Source organism: Erysipelatoclostridium sp. DFI.2.3, from assembly GCF_019132535.1.
Taxonomy (GTDB): domain Bacteria; phylum Bacillota_I; class Bacilli_A; order Erysipelotrichales; family Erysipelotrichaceae; genus Clostridium_AQ; species Clostridium_AQ innocuum.
Window position 1 is genome coordinate 150,277 of record NZ_JAHOOJ010000004.1, and the last position, 22,983, is coordinate 173,259.

Below are 22,983 nucleotides of genomic sequence, written 5' to 3' on the forward strand. Positions count from 1 at the left end.
GCTGCTTCTGTTTTTTTTCTTCTGTCTCAAGGTCTGTACATTTATAACAGAAAAACGGTACGTTTCTATTAAGAGTAGACATAACATGTATCTATTCCCATACCATTGAAATGATTTTAAACTGTATGTAAATGCGATACATCCTTAGAAAAGCTACATCTTGTATAAACGAAGGTAAAAATTTCTTTTTATAATAAGTAGGAACGTTTTTTTATTTGTGGATTTGTTTCCATGAAAAGAATATAATAAAGATATAACAATAATCGCCATTAAATATGAATCCGTAAAATTGCAGATGGAAAGGAAGAGGACCATGTATCATGAACATGTAGCTGTAACTGTTTTATCGACCACCTCTGATATACAGGCCTGTCTGGAACAGGGTATTGCCCGTGATCTTATGCATTGCCATATTCAAACATCCGGTGCACATGGTGCCTGGCATAGCAGTGACATCATTCTTTGTGAGCTTTCTCTGTCCAGTCTGCAGCCAATTCGCAGCCGAATGAGGGAGGATGCCTATCTGCTGTATATCTGTGATGCTGATGCTGCTTCCTGTGCGGATTGCTGGGACGTTGCAGATGAGGTGATTTGCCGTCCGCTGTCTATGGCATATCTTGAAAAGCGTATCCGTTGTCTATATGAGTGCTATCGGCAGAAGGAGCGTGCATGGCTGCTGGATACATATCTCAATACCCTCATTGACAGTATGCCGGATCTGGTTTGGTTTAAGGATGAGGAAGGCTCTCATGTCAAGGTAAACAGCGCTTTCTGTCATACGGTGGGAAAAAGCAGAATGGAGATTGAGGGAAAGAATCACTGTGCAGTGTGGGATGTGGATGTTGATGACTGTGCCGAGACAGAGGATATCGTACGACGGGAAAAGAAAACCTGTCAATTCAACGAGCTGGTGAAAAGCCCGCATGGACTGCGGCAGTTTCGCACCTATAAATCGCCATTATTTGATAAACAGAACAGGATTATTGGCAGTGTTGGCATCGGGCATGATATCACCGATTTGGAAAATATGAGTACCGAGCTGGAAATCCTGTTAAACAGTATGCCATTTGCCATCCTCATTCGAGATCAGGCGGGGACTGTGCTTAATGTCAATGATAAATTTACTGAATTTTTTGCTGTATCCAGAGCTTCCATCCTCGATGTAGCATATGATGACTGGTTTTCGTCCCTGCTGAGGGAAGGCAAACAGCTGAAAAAGGAGTCGAATGGAAAGGCGATTCTGACATTTGAGGGGAATCGCAGAATTTTGGAAATCAGCAATGAAACAATTTATGATATATTCAAAAGTCGCGTCGGGGATTTGTGTATCTATCGTGATATGACGGAGGAATACCTTCTTGAACAGCAGTTGAGCAGTAATTCCAATACCGATTATCTGACTGGTCTATACAACCGCAGATATTTTTATGAGTATTATGCCGATTTACGGAAATTTAAGCAGATATCCATACTGTATGTGGATCTGGATTATTTTAAAACGGTGAATGATACCTATGGACATCAGGTAGGTGATGAAGCGCTGCGTATCAGTGCAGAGGTGCTGAAGAAAATGTTTCCAAAGGATCTGATTGCACGTCTGGGCGGTGATGAATTTCTGGTATCCATGACAGCAAGCATGAGTGCGCAGGAGCTGCTGCGGCAGGGGAACCGGCTCATTCATGAACTGCAGAAGCACTTTGAGAGGAATGCTTATTATATGAATCTGTCGGCCAGTGTCGGAATTTCGTATACTACAGATCCCGTAATGCGTATTGATGATTTGATCCGAGAGAGTGATACGGCATTGTATAAGGCGAAGCAGCAGGGCAGGTCAAAATGTCAGCTGTATGAACGGGCCGCAAGCAATACGCGATATTTGAAAAAAGCCATCCGCTGAGGTGGCTTTCATATGGAAAAAGAAGCTTAGACCGTCACTTATATAATATATAGGAAAGGCATCTGTTTTCAGAAGGTAAATTGCCGTGGACGCTCACTTGCTTTTGGGGTTAATCGTAAAAAACATCCCGGCTGCTTCCGCATGTTTCCTGGAATGTGTGCGCTGATACGGATACAGCGGGAATCAAGACGAGGCTTCATGACTGCTCAGGGACGGCAGGCGGAATCAAGCTGTATATGCTCACACAGCAAGGTGTGCTATCGATGTTATGCGAACGTGCGAAACGAATGAGTGTTTTCGAAGATTTTGTCAGGATTATGTGAAACTGTAGAGAAATGTTACGAAAATGGGTTCAGAAGCTACTTTATAATTGATAAAAACGAGCGATTATGCTATATTAGTGTATGTTTAGTCGTAAAGGAGAAACCATGGATACTTATTATGAGGATATTCTAAAAAAGGTGGAAACTCTGATGAAGGATGCGCAGTTTGCCGAAGCATATGCCATTCTGGATGAGGAACTCTCCATGCCGTATATTCCAAGGGAATATGAGGAACCATTGATCGCATACTATAACCAGTGTCGCAGTGAGTGTAAATGGAAAGATACCGCAGTTCGGGAAGAGGACATTGAAACTCTGCTGAAAGGTTCTCTGGAGGAAGCGTTTCTTGCGATTGAACAGCTGAAAAAAAGTAATATTCGTAATCACATGGATGCTGTGGCGGACTATCTGTCTCAAAACCCGCACTATCTGGTTCGTTCTCTGATGATCGAAGCCATGATGGAACAAAACATTACCGATGAGGTCAGTGTGGATATCGACGGTCTTGAGGTTACCTTCTCTCCGTGCAGTCTGGATGCGCCTATGGAAAGCGAGGGGGCACTGGAAGCGGTGAATTATCTGAAGGACTGGTTTGAAAACGACAATCCGACATTTACGATGATGTGTGTGGAAACTTTGGTGAAGGAGGCGTATCTGCGTCTGCCCTTCAATATTGAAGAGGATGAGGCACTGCCGCTGGCTGCTGCTGTGACTGCCTATGTGTTTCATGCCTATGAGGAACATGAGGCATGGATGCTCTTTGAGGAAGAAAAAGGTCTTGCACAATACAGGGGTTATGAATTATTATTAAGGAAGCATGAAATGTAATGCTGTGTGCGAAGAGATTGATACGTAGGAGGTATGAACAATGAGTTCAACATGGGAATTAAAAGAAAAATCAACAGGTGAATTAACAGCGACTGTCGAAGGTGATACCTGGAAGGATGCTCAGAAAAAAGCATTCAGAAAACTGGCAAAGAAAGTAAATCTGCCGGGATTCCGTCCGGGTCAGGCTCCTGAGAAACTGGTAAGAAAGCAAATCAGCTCTCAGAATATATTGATGGAAGCAATCGATGAGGTTGCAGGAGATGCATTAAGTGCAGGAATCAAGGAACATGATTTGTGGGTGATTTCCCGTCCGGCACTGGATATCGAAAGCATCGATGAGGATAAGGTAACATTCAAATTCAACGTAACAGTAAAGCCGGAGGTGAAGCTGGGAGCATACAAGGGCCTGGATATCACAAAGGAAGCTGTTGAAGTAAGCGATGCGGATGTTGAAGAGGAAATCACACGTCTGCAGGAGCGTTTTGCGGATCTCGTAGTGAAAGAAGAAGGCAAGGTTGAAAACGGAGATACTGCTGTGATTGACTTTGAAGGCTTCAAGGAAGGTGTTGCATTCGAAGGCGGTAAGGGAGAAGCATACCCGCTCGTAATTGGAAGCGGAAGCTTTATTCCGGGCTTTGAAGAACAGGTTCTGGGCATGGGAATTGAAGAAACAAAGGATATCAATGTAACCTTCCCGGAAGATTATCAGGCAGAGGAGCTTGCAGGTCAGCCGGTTGTCTTTAAGGTGACTGTTCACGAAATCAAATCCAAGGTACTTCCGGAAGCAGATGATGAACTGGTAAAACAGGCAGAAATCGAGAATGTGGAAACACTGGAAGCATTCAAGGAATATTCCCGTAAAAACCTTGAAGAAAGCAAGAAAAACCAGGCGGAGCAGAAATTTGAAAATGAAATTCTGACAGCCGTTACAGAAAATGCCGAGGTGGAAATTCCACAGGTTATGATCGAAGAGGAAACAGACAGCCTTGTGCGTGATTTCGAACAGCGTCTGCAGTCTCAGGGATTCGGTCTGGAGCAGTTCAAGCAGGTAACTGGGCAGACAGATGAAATGATTCGTGAGGAAATGGGCAAGGATGCCTTCAATAAAGTAAAAGTGCGTTTAGTTCTGGAAGCTATTGCAGCGGAAGAAAAGATTGAAATAAGTGAAGAGGATGTCAACAGTGAGCTGGAAAATATCGCCAATATGTACCAAATGCCGGTTGAGCAGGTAAAACAGTTGATTTCCAACGATGCGGTGTCGTATGATTTACGTATCCGCAAAGCATTAGAGCTTGTCAAAGAAGCAACGGGCAAGTAATCATGCTGCAAAAGACGCTGGAGCGCGTCTTTTTTGCCTATGGAAAGGAGTGTAGGAATCATGAATGAAAACGATGCAAATCCAATTGTACAGCTTCCTTTGGTCTGTACGCGCGGTGTTGTAGTGTTTCCGAATCAGGAAGTCATCATCGATGTCGGTAGAGAAAAGTCTACGCGTGCAGTAGAAGAAGCACAGGAAAAATACGAAAGTCAGGTCGTTCTGGTAGCACAGCGGGATCTGGCACTGGAAGAGCCTGATGTGAATGACGTATATTCCTATGGTACTCTTTGTCAGATCAAGCATATCCGCAGAATGGATGGTTATCTGCGTGTGAAGTTCAGAGGTATGCAGCGTGTGGAGCTGCATACGATCATCAACGATGATACACTGATGAGTGTAACGGCGGAAGTCAAAACCGATATTGCGCAGGATCCGATGGAAGAGGTTGCTCTGGTAAGAAAAATCGCCAAGCAGTTTGAGGAAATCGAGGCGGTTTCCCAGACCATTCCAAAAGAAATGATCAATGAACTGGCAAAGGGCGTTTCCGCACCTGTGCTTTCTGATCAGATAGCACAGCTGTTTCCTTTTACGCTTGAAAAGCGACAGGAACTGCTGGAAACATTAGGTGTGAATGAGCGTCTGTACCTGATTCTTCAGGAAATCGAGAGTGAAAAGGAATTATCACAGATTGAGAATAAAATCAATGACAAGGTAAAAACAAGAATTGAGGAAAGTCAGAAGGAATACTACCTGCGGGAGAAGATGCGTGCCATCAAGGAAGAGCTTGGTGATGTGCCGGATACCGATAAGGATGTGGATGCGATTCGCAAGCGTCTGGAAGAAAATCCGTACCCTGACAGCATTAAGGATAAGATCAGAGATGAACTGTCCCGCTATGAAATGCTGCCAGCCGCAAGTGGAGAAACCGGTGTTATCAAAACGTATATCGACTGGATGATGGATCTGCCGTGGTGGCAGGAATCCAGGGATAACGAGGATCTGAATCTGGCAAGTGAGATTCTGGATGCGGATCATTACGGTCTGGAAAAAATCAAGGAGCGTATTCTGGAGTATCTGGCTGTCAAGCAGATGACGAATTCTCTTCGTGCACCGATCATCTGTCTGGTTGGTCCTCCCGGTGTCGGTAAAACATCCCTTGCGAAATCCGTCGCAAGAGCACTCGACCGCAAATTTGTGAAAATATCACTGGGTGGTGTGAAGGATGAATCTGAAATCAGAGGACACCGCAGAACCTATCTGGGAAGTATGCCGGGAAGATTTATCCAGGCAATGAAAAAAGCAGGGACGGTGAATCCTGTCTTCCTGATTGATGAAATCGACAAGATGGCAAGTGATTACAAGGGTGACCCTGCAAGTGCCATGCTGGAGGTATTGGATCCGGAACAGAATTCTCTGTTCTCCGATCACTATATCGAAGAGCCGTATGACTTAAGCAAGGTACTCTTTATCGCAACGGCAAATTATCTGGAGAATATACCAAATGCGTTGCGTGACCGTCTGGAAATCATCGAGCTCAGCTCCTATACCGAGCTGGAGAAAATCGAGATTGCCAAGCGTCATCTGGTGCCGAAGCAGATCAAGGAAAACGGTTTGAAAACATCGCAGCTGAAAATCGATGATGAAATGATCAGCTTCCTGATTCGATATTATACAAGAGAAAGCGGTGTTCGACAGCTGGAGCGTGTGATTGCAACCGTCTGCCGTAAGAGTGTGCTGGCAATCCTGAAGGACAATAAGCGCAGTATCAAGGTAACCAAAAAGCTGGTGAAGGAATGGCTCGGTCATGAGAAATTCGAATACGGCAAGCGGGAAACAAAGGATCAGATCGGTACGGTTACCGGCCTGGCATATACCTCCTTCGGAGGCGATGTGCTGCAGGTTGAGGTCAATCATTTTGAAGGTAAGGGAAAACTGGTCATCACTGGTCAGCTAGGGGATGTTATGAAGGAATCCGCAACCATTGCCTATGATTATGTACGCGCCAATGCCAAAAAATACAAAATCCAGCCGGAGGTGTTCGAAAAGAACGATATTCATATCCACGTACCGGAAGGGGCCGTTCCAAAGGATGGACCAAGCGCCGGTGTAACGCTGACAACCGCTCTGGTATCCTCTTTGAGCGATACGCCGGTCAAAGCCAATCTGGCAATGACCGGAGAGGTCACACTGCGTGGAAATGTCCTGCCAATCGGCGGTCTGAAGGAAAAATCCATGGCGGCACATCGTTGTGGAATTACGACAATCGTCATTCCCAAGGCCAATGTCAAGGATTTGGATGATGTACCGGCAACGGTAAAGGAAAGTGTCAACTTCGTACCTGTGGAACGTGTGTCTCAGGTGCTGGATGTTGCCCTGGTTAAATAGCATGATACAATTTCAGAAAGCGGAGCTGGTCATTTCCGCACCGGATAAGAAATCATGGCCGGATACGACACTGCCGGAAATTGTTCTGGCTGGCCGAAGCAATGTCGGCAAAAGCAGCTTCATCAATGCCATGTGCGGACGCAAAAAGCTGGCCTATGTCGGGAATACGCCCGGCAAGACCAGACTGCTGAATTTCTTCAATCTGGATGACAAGTATATGTTTGTAGATGTTCCCGGCTACGGCTATGCGAATATCTCGAAAACACAGCTGATCAAATTCGGACAGATGATGGAGGATTATTTCTCTGAACGAACGCAGAAAAAAGGTGTTGTGATTCTTGTGGATGCCAGACATAAGCCGACGGATGATGATATGACGATGCTGGAATTTGCCCGTTATTATGAAATCCCTGTTGCAGTTGTGGCAACTAAGTGCGATAAGGTGCCGCCGACCAAGCGCGCCCATCATTTCGCAAACATCCGTAAGACACTGAAGCTGAATGCGGATGAGCCCCTGTTTCCTTTCTCAGCTGTTGAAAAGCAGGGAATGGAGGAAATCTGGAGCTATCTCATACCGCTGTTCACTTCCTGATAAGAAGCACCGAGTCTTCTCTAACTAGAGGAGGCTCTTTTTTTAACAGCGTAAAAAAGGAAAGTAAGCGTTGGATATCGAAATTCGCGTAAGATGCGCAAAATCCTATAATAAGTTGTAACTGTAAAGGGAATGTCATATAATGAAGTTAACCATAAATAGGAGCGACCCATGGAGGACTGCTTATGTATACAGACGATAGCAAAATCTGTCATACTGCCTTGTGATGTGTATGCGGATGGGGAATATGCTGCCCTTCATAGAAGGTCCGGTATGCTCCTGCTTTGCTACTTTGAACAGGATAGCATACAGGTTGAACATTTCCTGCAGCAGCATAGAAATGAAAGCAGTCTGTGTATACCCTATTGTGACATTGATCATATTGATGTGCCAATTTCCCGAATACCTTACGGCAGTCTGTATGGAGTCCGATATCATATCACCCTGAATTTCATCGTATAGCAAACAGATGGGGGAAGCTGCGAGATAGAATCCACTGCATTTTCTTTAATCGACGATTTGCAAACGCTGCTGCGTGAAAAAGGAATACCTCTGTTCGATATCATTGCAATGACAGATATCCTACATGCTGTCTCTATTGAAGAACTTCAGGTATATCTGAATGAAAACTATGAACTGTATATGAAAAAGTATGGGATTGGCAATATGAGAATCACAAGGAAGCGGAAAGCCTGATACATGCAGATGTACGTTAAAAATATGAAGAAGGAGGAGATGCCATGGAAACGCTACTTGAAATTATTATGGAAATCGTAATGGAAGGAACGTTGTATACTGCAGGAAACAAGAAAGTTTCTCTCTGGATTCGCATACCGCTGATCTTGGTATTGCTGCTGTTTTTCGGCTTTATCATTGCGGGCAGCTTTCTGACAGGCATAATCATTGTGAAGAAAGAGGGGTTTTTCAAGGGTCTGATCATGCTTGGTATCTCCGTTCTGATGCTGGGAGTCCTGATAAAACTGATTGTTGATTATAGAAAAAATTGGAAGTAGTCTTTAAAACAGCCTAACAGGGGCAAGAAATGTTTTGAAATGCAAAGGCATGTGACAGCACGCTTTGCGCCTTTTTTGTAGGGATAGTATTTAAAAAATATGAATATATTTGTATATCCATGTAAGGGACATTGGCAGGCAGCTATGCTGCATGGATTGATAGCCGAAGACAGGAAGCAGGATGTAAGTGTTTGCATGTGTTCGGGACATCCTTTTGTTGTTGTCACAGTTTTTCAGAATAAAAGAAATATCGCATTTGTTAGAAAGCAGGTTCTTTCTTACTTTAGGGTGTTTGCGAAAGGGAGACTTCAACTTCTATTGATAACTACAATCGTATGGATGTCTCCCTATGTTAAGTTTACCCACAATCGAGAAAGAACCAGAAAGCGATACGATACGTTCTTTTACATTTGCATCGTAGTCTGATTGTTAACAGGTGAATTTTACAGGTATGCACTTGCCGTGAATTGTGAAGACTCTGTATTGATTTAGATTTGATTTAGATTTGTTCTGCCAGCTATTGACAGTTTACTGGAATCGTATTATTATTTATTTAACTAATTAGTTAAATAAAGAAACAGGAGGAATTCTTATGGTGTTCTTGAAAAAATACGGTGCTTATGGTATTCCGGTGTGCTTACTGCTTGTTTCCCTGCTGTTGTATCCACGCCTGCCAAATGAGCTTCCGATGCAGTTCAGCTTGAGCGGTGAGGTAAATCGAACCATGAATAAGGAATTCGCAATTTGGTGTATTCCTGTACTGGAGGCTGTTATTCTTCTATATACCGATTGCACGGATAACCGTATTGCAGGACTTGCGATTGCAATTCTGCTGACAATCATTCAGCTGGGCATTATGCTGCTGGTTATGAGGTAAGTATATGGATATGTTTAAAGCGATGGCAGATCCGACAAGACGGCGGATTCTGCAGCTGCTGAGTGAAAAAAATCTAAGTGCCGGAGAGATTGCTGAAGAATTCACAATGTCAAAGCCGGCCATATCCAAGCATCTGGATATATTGAAGACCAGTGAGCTAATCACCTGTGAAAAACAGGGACAGTATGTAATTTATGCGATCAACACATCTGCTGTGGAACAGATGTACTGCCGCTTTCTGGATGTGTTTGATGGAATGTCCTTTCATGGAAAGGCGCAGAAGCATGAAAAATGATCGCTGGATGATGCTTTGCTGTGGAGGTATTCTGCTCTGCGTGTGTGTCTCACCATGGCTTCCCTATACGGAATGGGGAATTCTGCTGTTCTCTGTCCTCAGTGCTCTTCGGCTGTATTTTGCGAATGATGTGATAACCGGACTCGATCAGGCAAATCCGAAGAACCGTACCGTACAGGAAATGGCTGTGGTATGCATGTTTTTTATTATGATGATGGCGGTAATCGCTGCTTTATATGCATGCGGACAGCTACAGGAAGCTGTAAAAGATAAACTGCAGTTTTCCATGGTGCTGTTTCTGGTACTGGTATATGGAAACGCTGCACCAAAGCTTCCCTGTAATCGTCATCTTGGTCTTCGGCTGCCATGGACGACGGCAGATGAAAATACGTGGCGGTATGCACATCGCATCTGCGGCTATATGAGCTTTCCGACAGCTTTTTTCATGCTGTGCGGATTTGCAATGCACCATACCGGTGTTCAGGCAACTGCTTTTGGGTTTGGCTTTGTCGGGATTCCGGCATTCCTATCCTATCGTTATGATCAGAAACAGAAAAAAGACAGAATCTAAACGGTTTGCAGGTCGGCGAACTGTTTTAGGATTCTGTCATTTCTATATTATTTTTCTTCTACCGCAAGAATCAGCTCTTTCGCATAGGGCAGTGATGCGATCCAGTCGCACACGGTATGCCATTCATCCAGCTTGTGGTTTCTTCTTGCATAATAAATGTTCATCAGCGTTTCATAATTCAGCGTACAGGTACGCATCTGATGGTAGCTGCTCGGCAGCAGCTGAATCATACTGTACCAGGTTTCCTTATCCTTTGTTTCCAGATAGTCTTTCCGCAGATCCTCCAGGACGGAAACGGTATGTGCCAGCGCCTCCTGTGCCTGTGTATTCATACGCTCATGGGAAAAATCATCCAGCGTAAAGGGCTTGCTGGCAATCTTGTGCATGGTGGAGGTGGAGTTGGCCACGGTTGCCACCTTGTATGTATCGTATTCCTTCCACCAGTACAGCGGGGCAGTAAAATCGACAGAAACAAATATCTGACGGATGAATTTACGGTGATCACTGCCTGCACGTGCCAGACGCTGTGCCAGATTCAGATCGTTTGGTCCCATAATGAAGTTTCCCTGTTCATCATAAAAGCTATCCATGCGATTCCAGCTGTTCATCGGATTACGGGCACCGCGAATGGCATTTTCAAAATTCATTACACTTGTTCTTTCAATGGTAATCATGTTAACATCCTCATTTCTTTCCAATCCATTCTATCATATTTTGTCACTTGTGGACAGAAAAAGACCAAGAATTTAAAAACGGCAGTCAGGCTGGCGGAAGCAGTGCAGCCTGGCAAAGAGCAGACCTGCAAGGAATCTGTACAGGCAGGCATACTTTGTGTTTCTGCGGCATACATAATGATAGGAGGCTACGCTATGAAAACAATGAAAATAGAAAAAGAGCTGCAGTTCGCAGATCAGGTCAAGGAGCCGCGTTCCCTGCAGGTACGGGAATCACTGGAATACCATAAGGAAGCAGAGGGCATTCGTGCAGTAGGTCCCCTGCGTGTACAGGGAAGCTATGTGAATGATGAGGGTGAGCTGCAGGAATATGAGGAAGTATTGGATATGGATGTACTTGCACCGAATCACAAGCTGTCACAGGAGCGTTTTTATCTTGATATACAGGAATATCAGAGTGTTCCTGCCAATGGCGGTTTGAATTTGACGATTCTTATGGGAATTCACGGATTGCAGGAGCAGCCGGCACCTGTTCAACAGACGGTTGTTGAACAAGACAATGTGCAGCCGGAGTTTTCAGCATCCCGGCAGCCGGCACCTGCTCAGCCAGAGATGCAGGACAATACCCTGCATACACTTGAACAGCTGTCTGCTACAGGCTCGCAGGAAAATGAAGAAGTGGCACAGGAGGAAGAGACACCACAGGAATCGGACACCACAGCGATGTCGGAATTTGAAGATTTGTTCGAAGACGATGAAACAACGTATACATCCTACCGTATGGTCGTCGCCAGAGGGAATGACTCCTATGGAACCATAGCACAGCGCTATGATGTGAAGGAAGATGCTTTGCGTCTGGCCAATAACAATAAGGAAGTAAACGAACGTACGCTGGTGATTCTTCCCTCTGTCTGAATTTGGCGGACGCATGAGTATATGAAATATGCAAGCAGTTTATGCGGGGACAAAAGCATCAATATAAATGGTGCTTTTGTTTTTTTTTGTATATCTGCGGTTTTCACCAGATGTCTGCCTTCTTTCACGCTCAGGAATATGTGAGGGAATGACTTTGTCGCCGGAATCGTGTGTGCAGTTGGGATATATGGATAGCATAAGCAGCCCCTGTGTATAGGACTTGACAGATTTTCTGTACAGGTTGTGAATGTTTCATTATCGTTAACTCATCCCCATTTTGCGCGCGGAAACACACGGCATGAATGCTGTCTTAAATTTCTTGTTTTATCATAAATTGGATGTTCTTTCACACTACCTGTCACGACATGCCGGTCAAGAGCCTTTACAGGAAGGAAACAGCTCCTTGATCCGATAATCAGCAAGAGATGCCTGTGTGCGGTGTTAAAAGCCTCAGCTGCCCGCAAAACTAAAAAAGAGGTTGAAAACCGCTGGACTTTTGTTTATAATAGAAAAGTAAAATGCGTTAGAAAAGAAGGAGTACCACAGATTTTCAGGTAGAGAGAGCTTTCGGCTGGTGGAAGAAAGTGCTGAAGCTGCGGGAAGGTAGTCTTGGAGCAGATATTCTGAAAGAGAAGTAGGAGTATTCGTAAAGCACGGCGTTAACGTGGTCGAGGCACAGCACAGCTGTGTAAAATAAGGTGGTACCACGTGAAAACGTCCTTTGCGGGACGCTTTTTTTATATTCGGAGGTGATGGTATGCGCTTGGATATGCCCTGTGTGGAAACTGCACATCTGCTGCTTCGTCCTGTAGAAGAAGGGGATGTATGTGACATGTTTACCTATTACAGCGACCCTTTGGTCATGCGGTATTTATCTCTGCATCCTCATACGGATATAGAAGAGACACTGAACAGTATCCGCAGTTATTTTCTGACCTGGGAAAAGCGCGGTGTACCGCAGGCCTGGGTGATGGTACATAAGCATGATGACAAGGTGATCGGTAATCTGGATATCCATACCATTGATGGGGATATCGGCGAAATTGGTTATCTGATGCATCCGGATTACTGGAATCAGGGCTTGATGAGAGAAGCTGTCAGCGCGCTGGTGAAAGCTGGCTTTGCGCATGTCGGGCTGCGCCGCATGGAAGCCTATGTGGCTGTGGAGCATCCGGCGAGTGCAGCGGTTTTAAAGCATTGCGGCTTTGTACAGGAGGGAATCCTTCGCAAGCTGGCATTGCTGAGTGATGGACGATATCACGATATGGTGTTAATGAGCATTCTGAAAGAAGATATTCTTACAGAAAGCTTCCGTTTGGACAAGTAAAGGAGAAGTGCGTTATGAGAAAAACATTAGATACGAAATATGATCATCTTCACGTTGAGATGGACCACTACAAAAGCTGGATCGATCACGGCTATTTTACAGCAGGAGATAAGAGCAAGGACCCCTTCTGCATCGTAATACCTCCACCCAATGTAACCGGAAAGCTGCACTTGGGACATGCATGGGATACCACCCTGCAGGATATTGTTTCCCGCTACAAGCGTATGCAGGGCTATGACATGCTGTGGCTGCCGGGCATGGATCATGCCGGGATTGCGACCCAGGCCAAGGTTGACGAGCGTCTGAAATCCGAAGGTATTTCACGATATGATATCGGGCGTGAGAAGTTTCTTGAGCGTGCATGGGAATGGAAGGAGGAGTATGCCTCCACGATTCGCAAGCAGTGGGCAAAGATGGGACTGTCCCTTGACTATTCCAGAGAACGCTTTACGCTGGATGAGGGACTGAGTGATGCGGTACGCAGAGTATTTGTGGACTTATACAATGATGGTCTGATTTATCAGGGAGAGCGTATCATCAACTGGGATCCGCAGGCTAAAACAGCCCTTTCCAATATTGAGGTTATTCACAAGGAAATTGAAGGTGCGATGTACTATTTCAAATATAAGGTAGTGGAAACCGGAAAAGAGCTGGTGATTGCGACCACCCGTCCGGAAACCATGTTTGCGGATCAGGCGATTTTTGTACATCCGGAGGATGAACGTTATAAGAATATCGTCGGAATGCACGTTATTAACCCTGCCAATGGGGAAGAACTGCCAATCATGGCGGATGATTATATCGACATGTCCTTTGGTACGGCGGTTATGAAATGTACACCGGCACATGATCCGAATGACTTTGCTCTGGCGAAAAAATATCATCTGGCAATGCCGATCTGTATGCATCCGGATGGTACGATGAATGAAATGGCACACAAGTATGCAGGAATGGACCGTTTTGCCTGCCGTAAGGCACTGGTTGCCGATTTTGAAAAGGATGGTGTTGTGGATCATATCGAACAGCACATGCATCAGGTTGGACATTCGGAAAGAACCGGTGTCATTGTGGAGCCTTATCTTTCCAAGCAGTGGTTTGTCCGTATGGAGCCGCTGGCTGAAGAGGTATTAAAAAATCAGGAAATCGAAGAACAGAAAATTCACTTCTATCCGCAGCGCTTTGAAAAGACCTTCCATCAGTGGCTGGAAAATATCGAGGATTGGTGTATCTCCCGTCAGCTGTGGTGGGGACACCGCATTCCTGCCTGGTATCATAAGGAAACCGGTGAAATCTATGTAGGGATGGAGGATCCGCAGGATTTGGAAAACTGGATTCAGGATGAGGATGTTCTGGATACCTGGTTCTCCAGTGCACTGTGGCCGTTCTCCACGCTGGGCTGGCCGAAGGAGACGGATGATTTGAACCGTTACTTCCCGAATGACGTGCTTGTGACCGGCTATGATATCATTTTCTTCTGGGTTGCCCGTATGGCTTTCCAGACACGCTACTGCATGAAAAACCGTCCGTTTAAGGATGTATTGATTCACGGTCTGGTACGGGATGCGCAGGGACGTAAGATGAGTAAGTCGCTGGGCAACGGTATTGATCCGATGGATGTGATTGCGGATCACGGTGTCGATGCACTGCGCTTCTTTTTGACAACGAATTCCACACCAGGACAGGATTTGCGCTACATCGATGAAAAGGTCGAGGCAAGTGCGAACTTTATCAATAAAATATGGAATGCGAGCCGCTTTGTCCTCATGCAGATTCCAGAGGATATGGAGGTTTCCGACATTGATTTGAGCAATGCCTCCATGATCGACAAATGGATTTTGAAGCGCTTCAATGAGGTGCTGGAAAACGTGACGGCGAATATGGAAAAATATGAGTATGCGCTGGTTGGAAATGAATTGTACAGCTTTATCTGGGATGATTTCTGCAGCTGGTATATCGAGCTGAGCAAGGCAGGTCTTTCCAGCGATGATGAAACACTGCGCAGGGCAACACAGTCCACGCTGGTAACGGTGCTGAGCGGTATCGTACGTATGCTACATCCGTTCATGCCGTTTGTGACAGAGGAAATCTATCTGGCAATTCCGCATACTCAGGAAAGCATCAATCTGGAGGCCTGGCCATGTGCAGTGGATGCGGCGATGAGCGAAGAGGAAATGACAGCGATTCGTCAGCTGATTACAATGATCGAGGCAGTGCGCAGTCTGAAGGTGGATTACAACCTGAAGCCGAGCATGGACATCGAGGTCATCATACGGGACGAAAACGGTAAGAATATGCCAAGTGTTTCCTATATCAATGCCATCCTGCAGAAGATGTGTCATGCGACATGGATCGATGAGGACAGCGCTGTGGAAATGGCAGTGCGTCCGATTCTGAACGGTACGCTGAATGTTCCACTGGCCGCAATCATCAATGTGGAAGAGGAAATCGAAAAGCTGAGCAAGGAAATCAAACGTCTGCAGCAGGAAATCAAACGTGGAGAGGGCATGCTGAGCAATCCGAATTTCGTAAACAAGGCTCCCGAAGCAAAGGTCAACGCAGAGCGTGAAAAGCTGGAGGGTTACCGCTCCCAGTATGCGATCGTTGAAAAACAGCTGGAGGAAATGAAGAAGAAAGCATAGCTTTTCTATAAACGGGCATCTGCATATTATGATTCGTAAAAAAGCAGATGCCTTTTTCACATTTCTTACGGTACGTAAAGTCTTGCCGAGCGCTTGTTCCGCGCAAGGCTATTCCCTGTACCTTTCCAATGCATAAAAAAACCGGCAAATTTTGAAGTGCCGGTTTTTACTGTGACCTTATATCGAAATGGACAGTCGCTTTTCCCTTACCAGAATATGAAGTGCATGCAGAACATCCGAATCGTACAGCTGCTGCTCCTGTTCCATGATAGACAGAGCCTGTTCATAGCTGACGGGATTGTTGTAGGAGCGTTTACTCGTAATGGCATCAAACACATCCGCAACCGCAATGATGCGTGCATCCATCCGGATTGCATCTGCGTGCAGACCGCGGGGATATCCGCTTCCATCCATTCGTTCATGGTGCTGCAGGGCTATCTCTGCAATTATTTCTCCATGTGATTCCATCAGCAGCTGCCAGGAAGCCTGGGGATGCAGCTTGATAATGGAAAATTCCTCAGGAGTTAATCGTCCCGGCTTTTGCAGAATTTCAATTGGTGTATAATATTTACCAAGATCATGGAAGGTTGCGGCTGCGCCCAGTGTCAGAATATCATAGCCCGGATCCAGCTGCAATGCAATGGACATGGAAAGACTGCTGACCCGTCGGCTGTGTCCAATCGTATAGATATCCTTCAGTTCGACCTCCCGCAGCTTTTCAAAGCAGGCGTTGGTCGCATTCACCTTTTGATAGGAGCCGCTCGTACTGAACAGCATCAGACGGCAGGGTGTTTTGGAAATTCCGTGAATAGCAGTTGCTTCATAGCTAAACAGTGCGCTGTCATCCTTTTTTAAGGAAAAGACTTCACTGCTGGATTGAAACTGCATTTCTCCCTCCAGCATGTATAATACAAATACTGCATCCCGTTCGTTTTCCTCCCATGTGATACCAATATGGGTATCGCTGCGAATATTATACAGTCCGGTCTGCAGTTGCTGTACGGCATGGATTTCTTCAGCATTCTGGGGACCCTGCTCCCAGAAGCTTTGGTTATGCTTGATTTCTACTGTCATAATGTGCCCTCTTCCGTGTTTAGTAAAAGTATAGCATAAATTTATAAAAGTTAGTATTTTTGTCCGAAATACCTGTAGAAAATAATATTGCATCCCATACGCGGAAATATGGAATTCCATTACTATTACATTGCATAATCGTGGCTACTGAGTGTGTACGTAAATAAAGAAAAACAGAATATACATCAGATCATAACGATCACTTCGTATATGCCACAGAGATACCGATAAATGCACAACTGATGTTCTATCTGCGCTGGAGATGTTTAAGCCTGATATTCAGCCAGCATGCCGGCAGGCTTCTCATCGCTTTCGCAAATAGCTTTTTGCCGGAACAGAAGGTGTTCATCCGATCAGGAATCATCCAAAGACCCCGGCAGGGCAAAGGTACACTTATGAAGCATGCAATCCCGACACAATGGCTGTGTTGCTTCGGACGCTCCTTGACTCCCATAAAGGTCATCAAACTGGTATCTATCATTCGCCTTTGGTTATGAAACTATTCTGTGTCTCACTGCGGATTACGGATTGTCAACATTTGAATGTAAGGAGATGAAATACTCTTTGCTGATTTACATCTGTTACATTTTTACTTATTGCTATTACTATGCATGGGTTGATTGGAAGGGGAGCATCATAATATGGTACGGTAATAGAGAAATGCACAGTCTTTTGAAATAAAAATGAGAGAGAATGTAAAAATATGAAAGAATGTGGTTGACGAAATTGCAAAAAGGGTGTAACCTATGAAACATAGAAGTTGTGATTAGGGAGGATTCGTATATGAATATCGAAATTATAGAAGCATCACAGAAAAAAGAAAAACCGGACTGGAGCAGTGATCTGGGCTTTGGTAAAATCTTTACCGACCATATGTTTACCATGGATTGGACAGCAGAGCAGGGCTGGTGCAATGCCAAGATCGAGCCGTATGCGCCGATCTGCATGGATCCTGCAAGTCTGGTTCTGCATTATGCACAGGAAACCTTTGAGGGGCTGAAGGCCTATAAGACAAAGGATGGCCGGGTGCTGCTGTTTCGCCCGGAAATGAATGCGCGCCGCTTCGCCAATTCCAACCGTCGTCTGTGTATGCCGGAAATGGATGAGGAGATGTTTGTAGAGGCGGTAGCTGCGGTTGTAAATTATGAAAAGGACTGGATTCCGACTGCCGAGGGTACCTCACTTTATATCCGCCCGTTTATGTTTGCGACGGAAGCTGCGGTTGGGGTACATCCAAGCAATGCCTACAAATTCATGATTCTGCTTTCTCCGGTTGGAGCGTATTATCCGGAGGGTGTAAATCCTGTGAAAATCTATGTAGAGGATGAATATGTGCGGGCTACCAAGGGAGGCACCGGATTTACAAAGTGCGGCGGCAACTATGCGGCCAGCATTGCTGCGCAGGTCAAGGCGGAAAAGCTGGGGTATACCCAGGTGCTCTGGCTGGATGGTGTGGAGCGAAAGTATGTCGAGGAAGTCGGAACGATGAACGTCATGTTCAAAATTGATAATAAAATCGTTACGGCACCCTGTGATGGAACAGTATTGCCGGGTGTTACCAGAGATTCCATTCTGCAGCTGTTAACCTCCTGGGGCTATGAGGTGGAGGAACGCCATCTCGCTATTGATGAGCTGATGCAGGCTGGTAAGGAGGGCCGTCTGGAGGAAGCGTTTGGTACCGGAACTGCAGCGGTTATTTCTCCTGTCGGAGAGCTGAATTTCAAAGGGGAAATCACGGTGATCAATGATTTCAAGACCGGAGAGCTGACACAGAAGCTGTACGATACACTGACCGGTATCCAGTGGGGCGATGTTGCGGATACCTATGGCTGGACACGGGAAGTAAAATAATCATACCAGGAATCATCCCAACGGTTGATTCCTTTTTTTGCGCCTTCTTATACAATAGGGATGTTCAAGGATGGATGAGGAGGAGTTTAGAAGGAAGTATTACGTATACATGCAGTCACTGGTCTATATGATGCAGTATGGTGAGGATAAGTAGCTGTGGCGTATGAAGCGGATACTGCAGTCTCTGGTATCCTTTTTCTCTTATCTGGGTGGTATGATTGCATTTACCATGCTGTCTGTGATTCTGTCGGCCTTTATGACGCTTGCCGTGTGCCGGCTGTTTGGTGCTCAAATCGGCTTTTCCCTGCCGGTTTATGCCGGTCTGCTGTTTGTTTTAGCTTTGTTTGCGACAGCCTTCGCCCTGTTTTTGAATATGCTGTTTGCACAGAAGGTTACAGCCAATATGCTGGGAAGTGCACTTGCTGTTTTGGCATCCATTATCTCGGGTGGCTTTTATGAGGTGGCTCATGAAGGAGGAATTCTGGATACCATTGCATCCATGCTGATGACCAAGGCTGTTTTACAGCTGAGTGAATCACTGGAGGCAGGGCTGACAGCACAGGCTGTGGAGCATCTGGGTTTTGTTTTGCTGTGGGCAAGTGCCTTGTTTATCGCGACACTCCTTGTGCAGTGGATGCATAAAACAGCCGCAGATTGATTCTTTAACTTAATGACATTGAGACTTAACCTTTTATTTTCCTGTAATTCAATTGTATTACAGGCCACATGTGAAAAATCACAAAAGCACTATACTTATGTGGTATTTAATGTAAACACATACAATATTGTTATTTGCATTGACAAATAGGTATATTAAATATAATAATCTATTTGATAAGATATATTCGATACTCATAATTCGGTGGAGGTGAAAGAAAAATTATAATGTTAATGATATATTATCTTGATGGAGGGAAAATATGAAAAAAATTCTATCAGTTGTATTCTGTTCATTATTAGCATTCTCAATGAATAGTTTTACAGGGGCAAAAGCTGAAGAAAACGACATGTTGTATTACAAAACTATTAAATCAGAAGTTGCTGATACATATGCAAAGGAAACAGTTTATGATTTTTTGATTGCTGAAAACACAAATTAAGCCAATCTTAAATGAGAATATAACTATGGGACAGGGTATTTATGTTCAGGAGACGAGCAATGATAGCATCCCAACTTATTATTATCCTATTTATATTGATAATAAGTTAACTTATGTTTATAGAATTTTTCGATGATGGAACAGGAAATTATACAGGTATTTTTAGTGAAAATTTTGTAGATGATTTAACTAAATATGCTGGAAATACCCCTGAAGATGCTCCTATTATATCTTTAGACCCACAAAATAACCAGGAGTTATTTATAAGTGATAATGGAACAACGATTGTAAACAGTAAAACTGGAAGTGTAGAAGCATTTCGAACAAAAGCAGAATTTAGAAGTGCTTCTGCTTTCAAGCCAGTTGATATTTCAGACAAAACCAGCTTTTTCGTCAAACCACAAACTAGAGCTACAAGTTATAATTATATGCTAAATATAAATATTCTTGAAACGCAGGGAAGTACAAACTGGTATTTTGCTTATGTTACTGCTACAGCCTTGCGCTATAAGGATAAGAATGTGCGAGCCTCAACAATAACTAATTATTTTAATTTCGGCACACAGACAGCCTTATCAGTTGACAATGCGAAGAAGTATCGTAAAACAAAGGGTGTTACATATGATGGAAGGTACTCAGGCTCTATTATGAATTCTTCTCTTCATGGTTATTTAAGGGGGGGCAATCCGGTACATTGGTCTATGGATGTATCAGGAGGAGGTAATCATGCTTTACTTATTCATGGTATAGAGGGAAGCAGAAGAAGGGTATGGAACCCTTGGTATTCGTACTCTGAATGGTCTGTAGATGCAGTAACTTATAAATCTGCGGGTGGAACAACCATGAAAACACGTGGTTATGGCATGTATTTTTAAAATGAAATTAAAATATTTATTGACTTTCGCTTTCATGATTACATTCACTGGGTGTTCTACACCTCAGGAATCACCTCCGGTTGTTTATTCGGATGCAACTTTGCCATTTGTGTTGCCTGAAGGCATTTTCTATCAAGACAAGATTTATTGGAAAAGTGATGTAGACACTCAAGAAGAAATAAATGGACAAGAATTGGGTGTAATAAAAGAAAGTGTATCACGATAAGAATTTCCAACAAGTAACCTAAATGTAACAAAATCTGCTAAGAAATATATAGGGGACAAAGTAATAAAAAATGACAACTCATTATTCGTTAAACATGATAATAAAATACTACATTTTATCTATACAGACAAGATGGAACTTGGCGAAGAGATGAATGTATTTGACAGCAATAATTCTGAGGATGCCTCGTATCCACCACATTTTATTTATAATGGTATGCGTTATTTACCAGCAACAGTAACTGAACCAGATATCTTTGAAGCGATTCCAGATTCATTTCAGTATGTTGGTAAGATGAAAGAAGAGATTGCTGTATATGCTAGCAGAAACTATACAGGGGTTCACATTAAGAGAAATACAAAAATGTATATTGGAAAGAACCAAAATCGGTTTATGCTTTTACAACATCCGAATGGATTTATTGAACTTTATGAATGTATAGCATATAGGGAATTGAATAATCAAAGAATTTACTAAAAAACTCACGGCTCTATCGTGAGTTTTTTAGTAAATTAACATTATGATAGAAAGCAATAGCAATTTTCACCTAAGCTTATCTATATACCATATGTCATAAGAAACAATACTATGTAAAATGTTTATACCTTTTATTTAAAAAGTTTCTGCTTTTTATGGCATTTTATGAATGCTTCGAAATCAATAAAATCAACAGACTCTAATCATAAAGAGCAATTCAATGTAGAATGCAGAAAATCAGTATTGGATAAACGAGACTGCTTTCTCCATGCAGTTCAAATCACTGGAACAGGGTGATTTTTTTGACTTTTACCAATCCTACAGGTAACGGTCCATCAGCTCTCCTTGATTTTATCCTTTAAACCGTCGCTAAAGACAATTTGATATCCCTTAACACTGATGGCATCCGTACCATTCTCCGGTTTCTGGATATCATCGTACACCCAGATGGCATTGACCTGAATGTTTTCTTCCTTCTGCAGGCGGTTGATCAGCTTTACGCCTTCCTCATGGCTCATCGTATACAGCGTTGTGGAAAGGATGTCCGCTATGCCGCTGTTGTCTGTGATTACCGTAACAGAACGGCTGTGCCGAGCCGGCATCAATGTATCAGGGTCAATGATATGATGCATGATCTTACCCTTATACGTATAATAGCGCTGGTAATCACCGCTGGTCACAAAGGATGTGTCGCCCTTGGATTTTACAGAGATTAAAGAATCGGTGGACTGTGCTTTCAGATTTGGAATCTGGATGCCGACGGACCAGGCTTCGTTATCCGGTTTATCGCCAATCAGACGGATATTACCACCGCCGTTGATAATGGCATGCTGCAGACCGTCCTTTTGCAGCTGATCGGCAATCAGTTCCACTGCATATCCCTTGGCAACACCGCCGACATCCAGAGATACATCACGATCGTCGATATATACCGTGCTGTTTTTTTCGTCGATCTGTACATGCTTCCAGCCGCTGTGCTTTGCGGCTGTCTGCAGCTCCTTCATGGAGGGGATACTGCTTTCCTTATTCTTCTGGTTTGCCAGCGTTCCCGCCTCACGGTAATCATGCCATATGTTTAAAACACTGCCCATCGTGATATCAAACTGATGATTGCTGATCGTATCGTAGGCTTTTGCCAGCTTTAAAAGATCCAGGATGACAGGCTCGACCTTGACCGGCTGCCTGCCGGCATTGTCATTGATGGTTTTGATGTTATTCACACCGTCGTAGCTGTTGTATTTGTCAAACAGACGGTCGTAATAGCGAAACTGCTTTTTCAGCTCGGCACTATAGCTGTTGAAGGCAGCTTCATTCTCCGTATAGGCGGTAAAGCTCACCACGGTATCAAAGCCGATATCCGTTGCCGTCATGGAATATTTATGGAGTGCCTTTTCACTGCAGCCGCTCAGCAGCAGCGCACCCAGCAGAATGCTTAGTATTTTTTTCATGTTATCACCGTTTGACATTATACCATTATTTCCACGAATTTAAACCGGGATGCATAAGAAAACTTTATCATTTCCTACAAGAGCGAAGCATTCGTTTTCAGTAACAATTTAACATTTTTACAAAAGTCCTTACCTGTATGGAAAGCGAAGGAAACCGGAGGGAAACTACCAGAAAAATCCTTAAGAAAATGTTAAATTTCCGCTTTTTATCATGGTATGAAAATGCTATAATAAAACCGGTATGTAAAATGTGTCAGCACATTCACATATGATATGGA

General features: G+C 44.1%; 22 protein-coding genes and 1 other annotated feature. Of the genes, 19 read left to right on the forward strand and 3 right to left on the reverse strand.

Going from position 1 to position 22,983, the window contains the following annotated elements; all coding sequences use genetic code 11:
- Positions 1-313: 313 nt before the first annotated feature.
- The 10 genes from KSZ58_RS05935 (at position 314) to KSZ58_RS05980 (ending at position 10,099) form a co-directional block, all read left to right on the forward strand.
- Positions 314-1,897, forward strand: coding sequence for a diguanylate cyclase domain-containing protein (locus tag KSZ58_RS05935; protein WP_008819475.1), 1,584 nt, complete (start codon positions 314-316; stop codon positions 1,895-1,897).
- A 428-nt stretch (positions 1,898-2,325) separates the two neighbouring features.
- On the forward strand, positions 2,326-3,048 hold the full coding sequence (locus tag KSZ58_RS05940; RefSeq protein WP_008727539.1) for a DUF3196 family protein: 723 nt from the start codon (positions 2,326-2,328) through the stop codon (positions 3,046-3,048).
- A gap of 40 nt (positions 3,049-3,088) precedes the next feature.
- The gene (gene tig / locus KSZ58_RS05945; RefSeq protein WP_009269338.1) at positions 3,089-4,366 is read left to right on the forward strand and encodes a trigger factor; all 1,278 of its coding nucleotides are present in this window, start codon (positions 3,089-3,091) and stop codon (positions 4,364-4,366) included.
- Positions 4,367-4,426: 60 nt separating this feature from the next.
- A complete protein-coding gene (gene lon, locus KSZ58_RS05950; RefSeq protein ID WP_002608565.1) occupies positions 4,427-6,751 on the forward strand; it encodes an endopeptidase La in 2,325 nt (774 codons plus the stop codon).
- A gap of 1 nt (position 6,752) precedes the next feature.
- A complete protein-coding gene (gene yihA / locus KSZ58_RS05955; RefSeq protein WP_009587511.1) occupies positions 6,753-7,343 on the forward strand; it encodes a ribosome biogenesis GTP-binding protein YihA/YsxC in 591 nt (196 codons plus the stop codon).
- 171 nt (positions 7,344-7,514) lie between these two features.
- Positions 7,515-7,805, forward strand: coding sequence for a hypothetical protein (locus tag KSZ58_RS05960; protein WP_008819472.1), 291 nt, complete (start codon positions 7,515-7,517; stop codon positions 7,803-7,805).
- A 278-nt stretch (positions 7,806-8,083) separates the two neighbouring features.
- The gene (locus KSZ58_RS05965; protein WP_008819471.1) at positions 8,084-8,356 is read left to right on the forward strand and encodes a hypothetical protein; all 273 of its coding nucleotides are present in this window, start codon (positions 8,084-8,086) and stop codon (positions 8,354-8,356) included.
- A gap of 592 nt (positions 8,357-8,948) precedes the next feature.
- Positions 8,949-9,233, forward strand: a complete 285-nt coding sequence (locus KSZ58_RS05970; protein WP_008819469.1) for a DUF1648 domain-containing protein — start codon at positions 8,949-8,951, stop codon at positions 9,231-9,233.
- 4 nt (positions 9,234-9,237) lie between these two features.
- On the forward strand, positions 9,238-9,528 hold the full coding sequence (locus tag KSZ58_RS05975) for an autorepressor SdpR family transcription factor (RefSeq protein WP_008819468.1): 291 nt from the start codon (positions 9,238-9,240) through the stop codon (positions 9,526-9,528).
- Complete coding sequence (locus KSZ58_RS05980; RefSeq protein WP_009269337.1) at positions 9,518-10,099, forward strand: SdpI family protein; 582 nt, start codon at positions 9,518-9,520, stop codon at positions 10,097-10,099. Before KSZ58_RS05975 ends, KSZ58_RS05980 begins: the two co-directional genes overlap by 11 nt.
- Before the next feature lie 47 nt (positions 10,100-10,146).
- On the opposite strand, the gene KSZ58_RS05985 is transcribed toward KSZ58_RS05980, so the two are convergent.
- On the reverse strand, positions 10,147-10,773 hold the full coding sequence (locus KSZ58_RS05985) for a hypothetical protein (RefSeq protein ID WP_002608572.1): 627 nt from the start codon (positions 10,771-10,773) through the stop codon (positions 10,147-10,149).
- A 195-nt stretch (positions 10,774-10,968) separates the two neighbouring features.
- Between KSZ58_RS05985 and KSZ58_RS05990 the strand changes: the two genes are divergently transcribed.
- The 3 genes from KSZ58_RS05990 (at position 10,969) to KSZ58_RS06000 (ending at position 15,654) form a co-directional block, all read left to right on the forward strand.
- Positions 10,969-11,688 (forward strand): hypothetical protein, encoded by a 720-nt coding sequence (locus KSZ58_RS05990; RefSeq protein ID WP_008819466.1) that lies wholly within the window; start codon positions 10,969-10,971, stop codon positions 11,686-11,688.
- Positions 11,689-12,202: 514 nt separating this feature from the next.
- Positions 12,203-12,413, forward strand: a binding site (T-box leader).
- A 32-nt stretch (positions 12,414-12,445) separates the two neighbouring features.
- Positions 12,446-13,015 (forward strand): GNAT family N-acetyltransferase, encoded by a 570-nt coding sequence (locus KSZ58_RS05995; RefSeq protein ID WP_009269336.1) that lies wholly within the window; start codon positions 12,446-12,448, stop codon positions 13,013-13,015.
- 14 nt (positions 13,016-13,029) lie between these two features.
- The gene (locus KSZ58_RS06000; RefSeq protein WP_008819464.1) at positions 13,030-15,654 is read left to right on the forward strand and encodes a valine--tRNA ligase; all 2,625 of its coding nucleotides are present in this window, start codon (positions 13,030-13,032) and stop codon (positions 15,652-15,654) included.
- Positions 15,655-15,831: 177 nt separating this feature from the next.
- On the opposite strand, the gene KSZ58_RS06005 is transcribed toward KSZ58_RS06000, so the two are convergent.
- Positions 15,832-16,728, reverse strand: coding sequence for an HD-GYP domain-containing protein (locus KSZ58_RS06005; protein WP_008819463.1), 897 nt, complete (start codon positions 16,726-16,728; stop codon positions 15,832-15,834).
- A gap of 783 nt (positions 16,729-17,511) precedes the next feature.
- Here KSZ58_RS06005 and KSZ58_RS06010 point away from each other — a divergent pair.
- The 6 genes from KSZ58_RS06010 to KSZ58_RS22625 all read left to right on the forward strand — a co-directional run bounded on the left by KSZ58_RS06010 (position 17,512) and on the right by KSZ58_RS22625 (position 21,257).
- Positions 17,512-18,579, forward strand: a complete 1,068-nt coding sequence (locus KSZ58_RS06010; protein WP_002608577.1) for a branched-chain amino acid aminotransferase — start codon at positions 17,512-17,514, stop codon at positions 18,577-18,579.
- Positions 18,580-18,742: 163 nt separating this feature from the next.
- A complete protein-coding gene (locus KSZ58_RS06015; protein ID WP_009269335.1) occupies positions 18,743-19,237 on the forward strand; it encodes a hypothetical protein in 495 nt (164 codons plus the stop codon).
- A gap of 262 nt (positions 19,238-19,499) precedes the next feature.
- Positions 19,500-19,679 (forward strand): hypothetical protein, encoded by a 180-nt coding sequence (locus KSZ58_RS06020; RefSeq protein WP_008819460.1) that lies wholly within the window; start codon positions 19,500-19,502, stop codon positions 19,677-19,679.
- 113 nt (positions 19,680-19,792) lie between these two features.
- Entirely contained in the window at positions 19,793-20,554 is a 762-nt protein-coding gene (locus tag KSZ58_RS06025; RefSeq protein WP_009269334.1) for a hypothetical protein, read from the forward strand.
- A 1-nt stretch (position 20,555) separates the two neighbouring features.
- Complete coding sequence (locus KSZ58_RS22620) at positions 20,556-20,780, forward strand: hypothetical protein (RefSeq protein ID WP_157813419.1); 225 nt, start codon at positions 20,556-20,558, stop codon at positions 20,778-20,780.
- 132 nt (positions 20,781-20,912) lie between these two features.
- Positions 20,913-21,257, forward strand: a complete 345-nt coding sequence (locus KSZ58_RS22625) for a hypothetical protein (protein WP_009269333.1) — start codon at positions 20,913-20,915, stop codon at positions 21,255-21,257.
- Between the two features lie 335 nt (positions 21,258-21,592).
- Here the strand turns inward: KSZ58_RS22625 and KSZ58_RS06035 are convergent, their stop codons facing one another.
- The gene (locus KSZ58_RS06035; RefSeq protein WP_156344268.1) at positions 21,593-22,705 is read right to left on the reverse strand and encodes an FAD:protein FMN transferase; all 1,113 of its coding nucleotides are present in this window, start codon (positions 22,703-22,705) and stop codon (positions 21,593-21,595) included.
- Positions 22,706-22,983 lie beyond the last annotated feature (278 nt).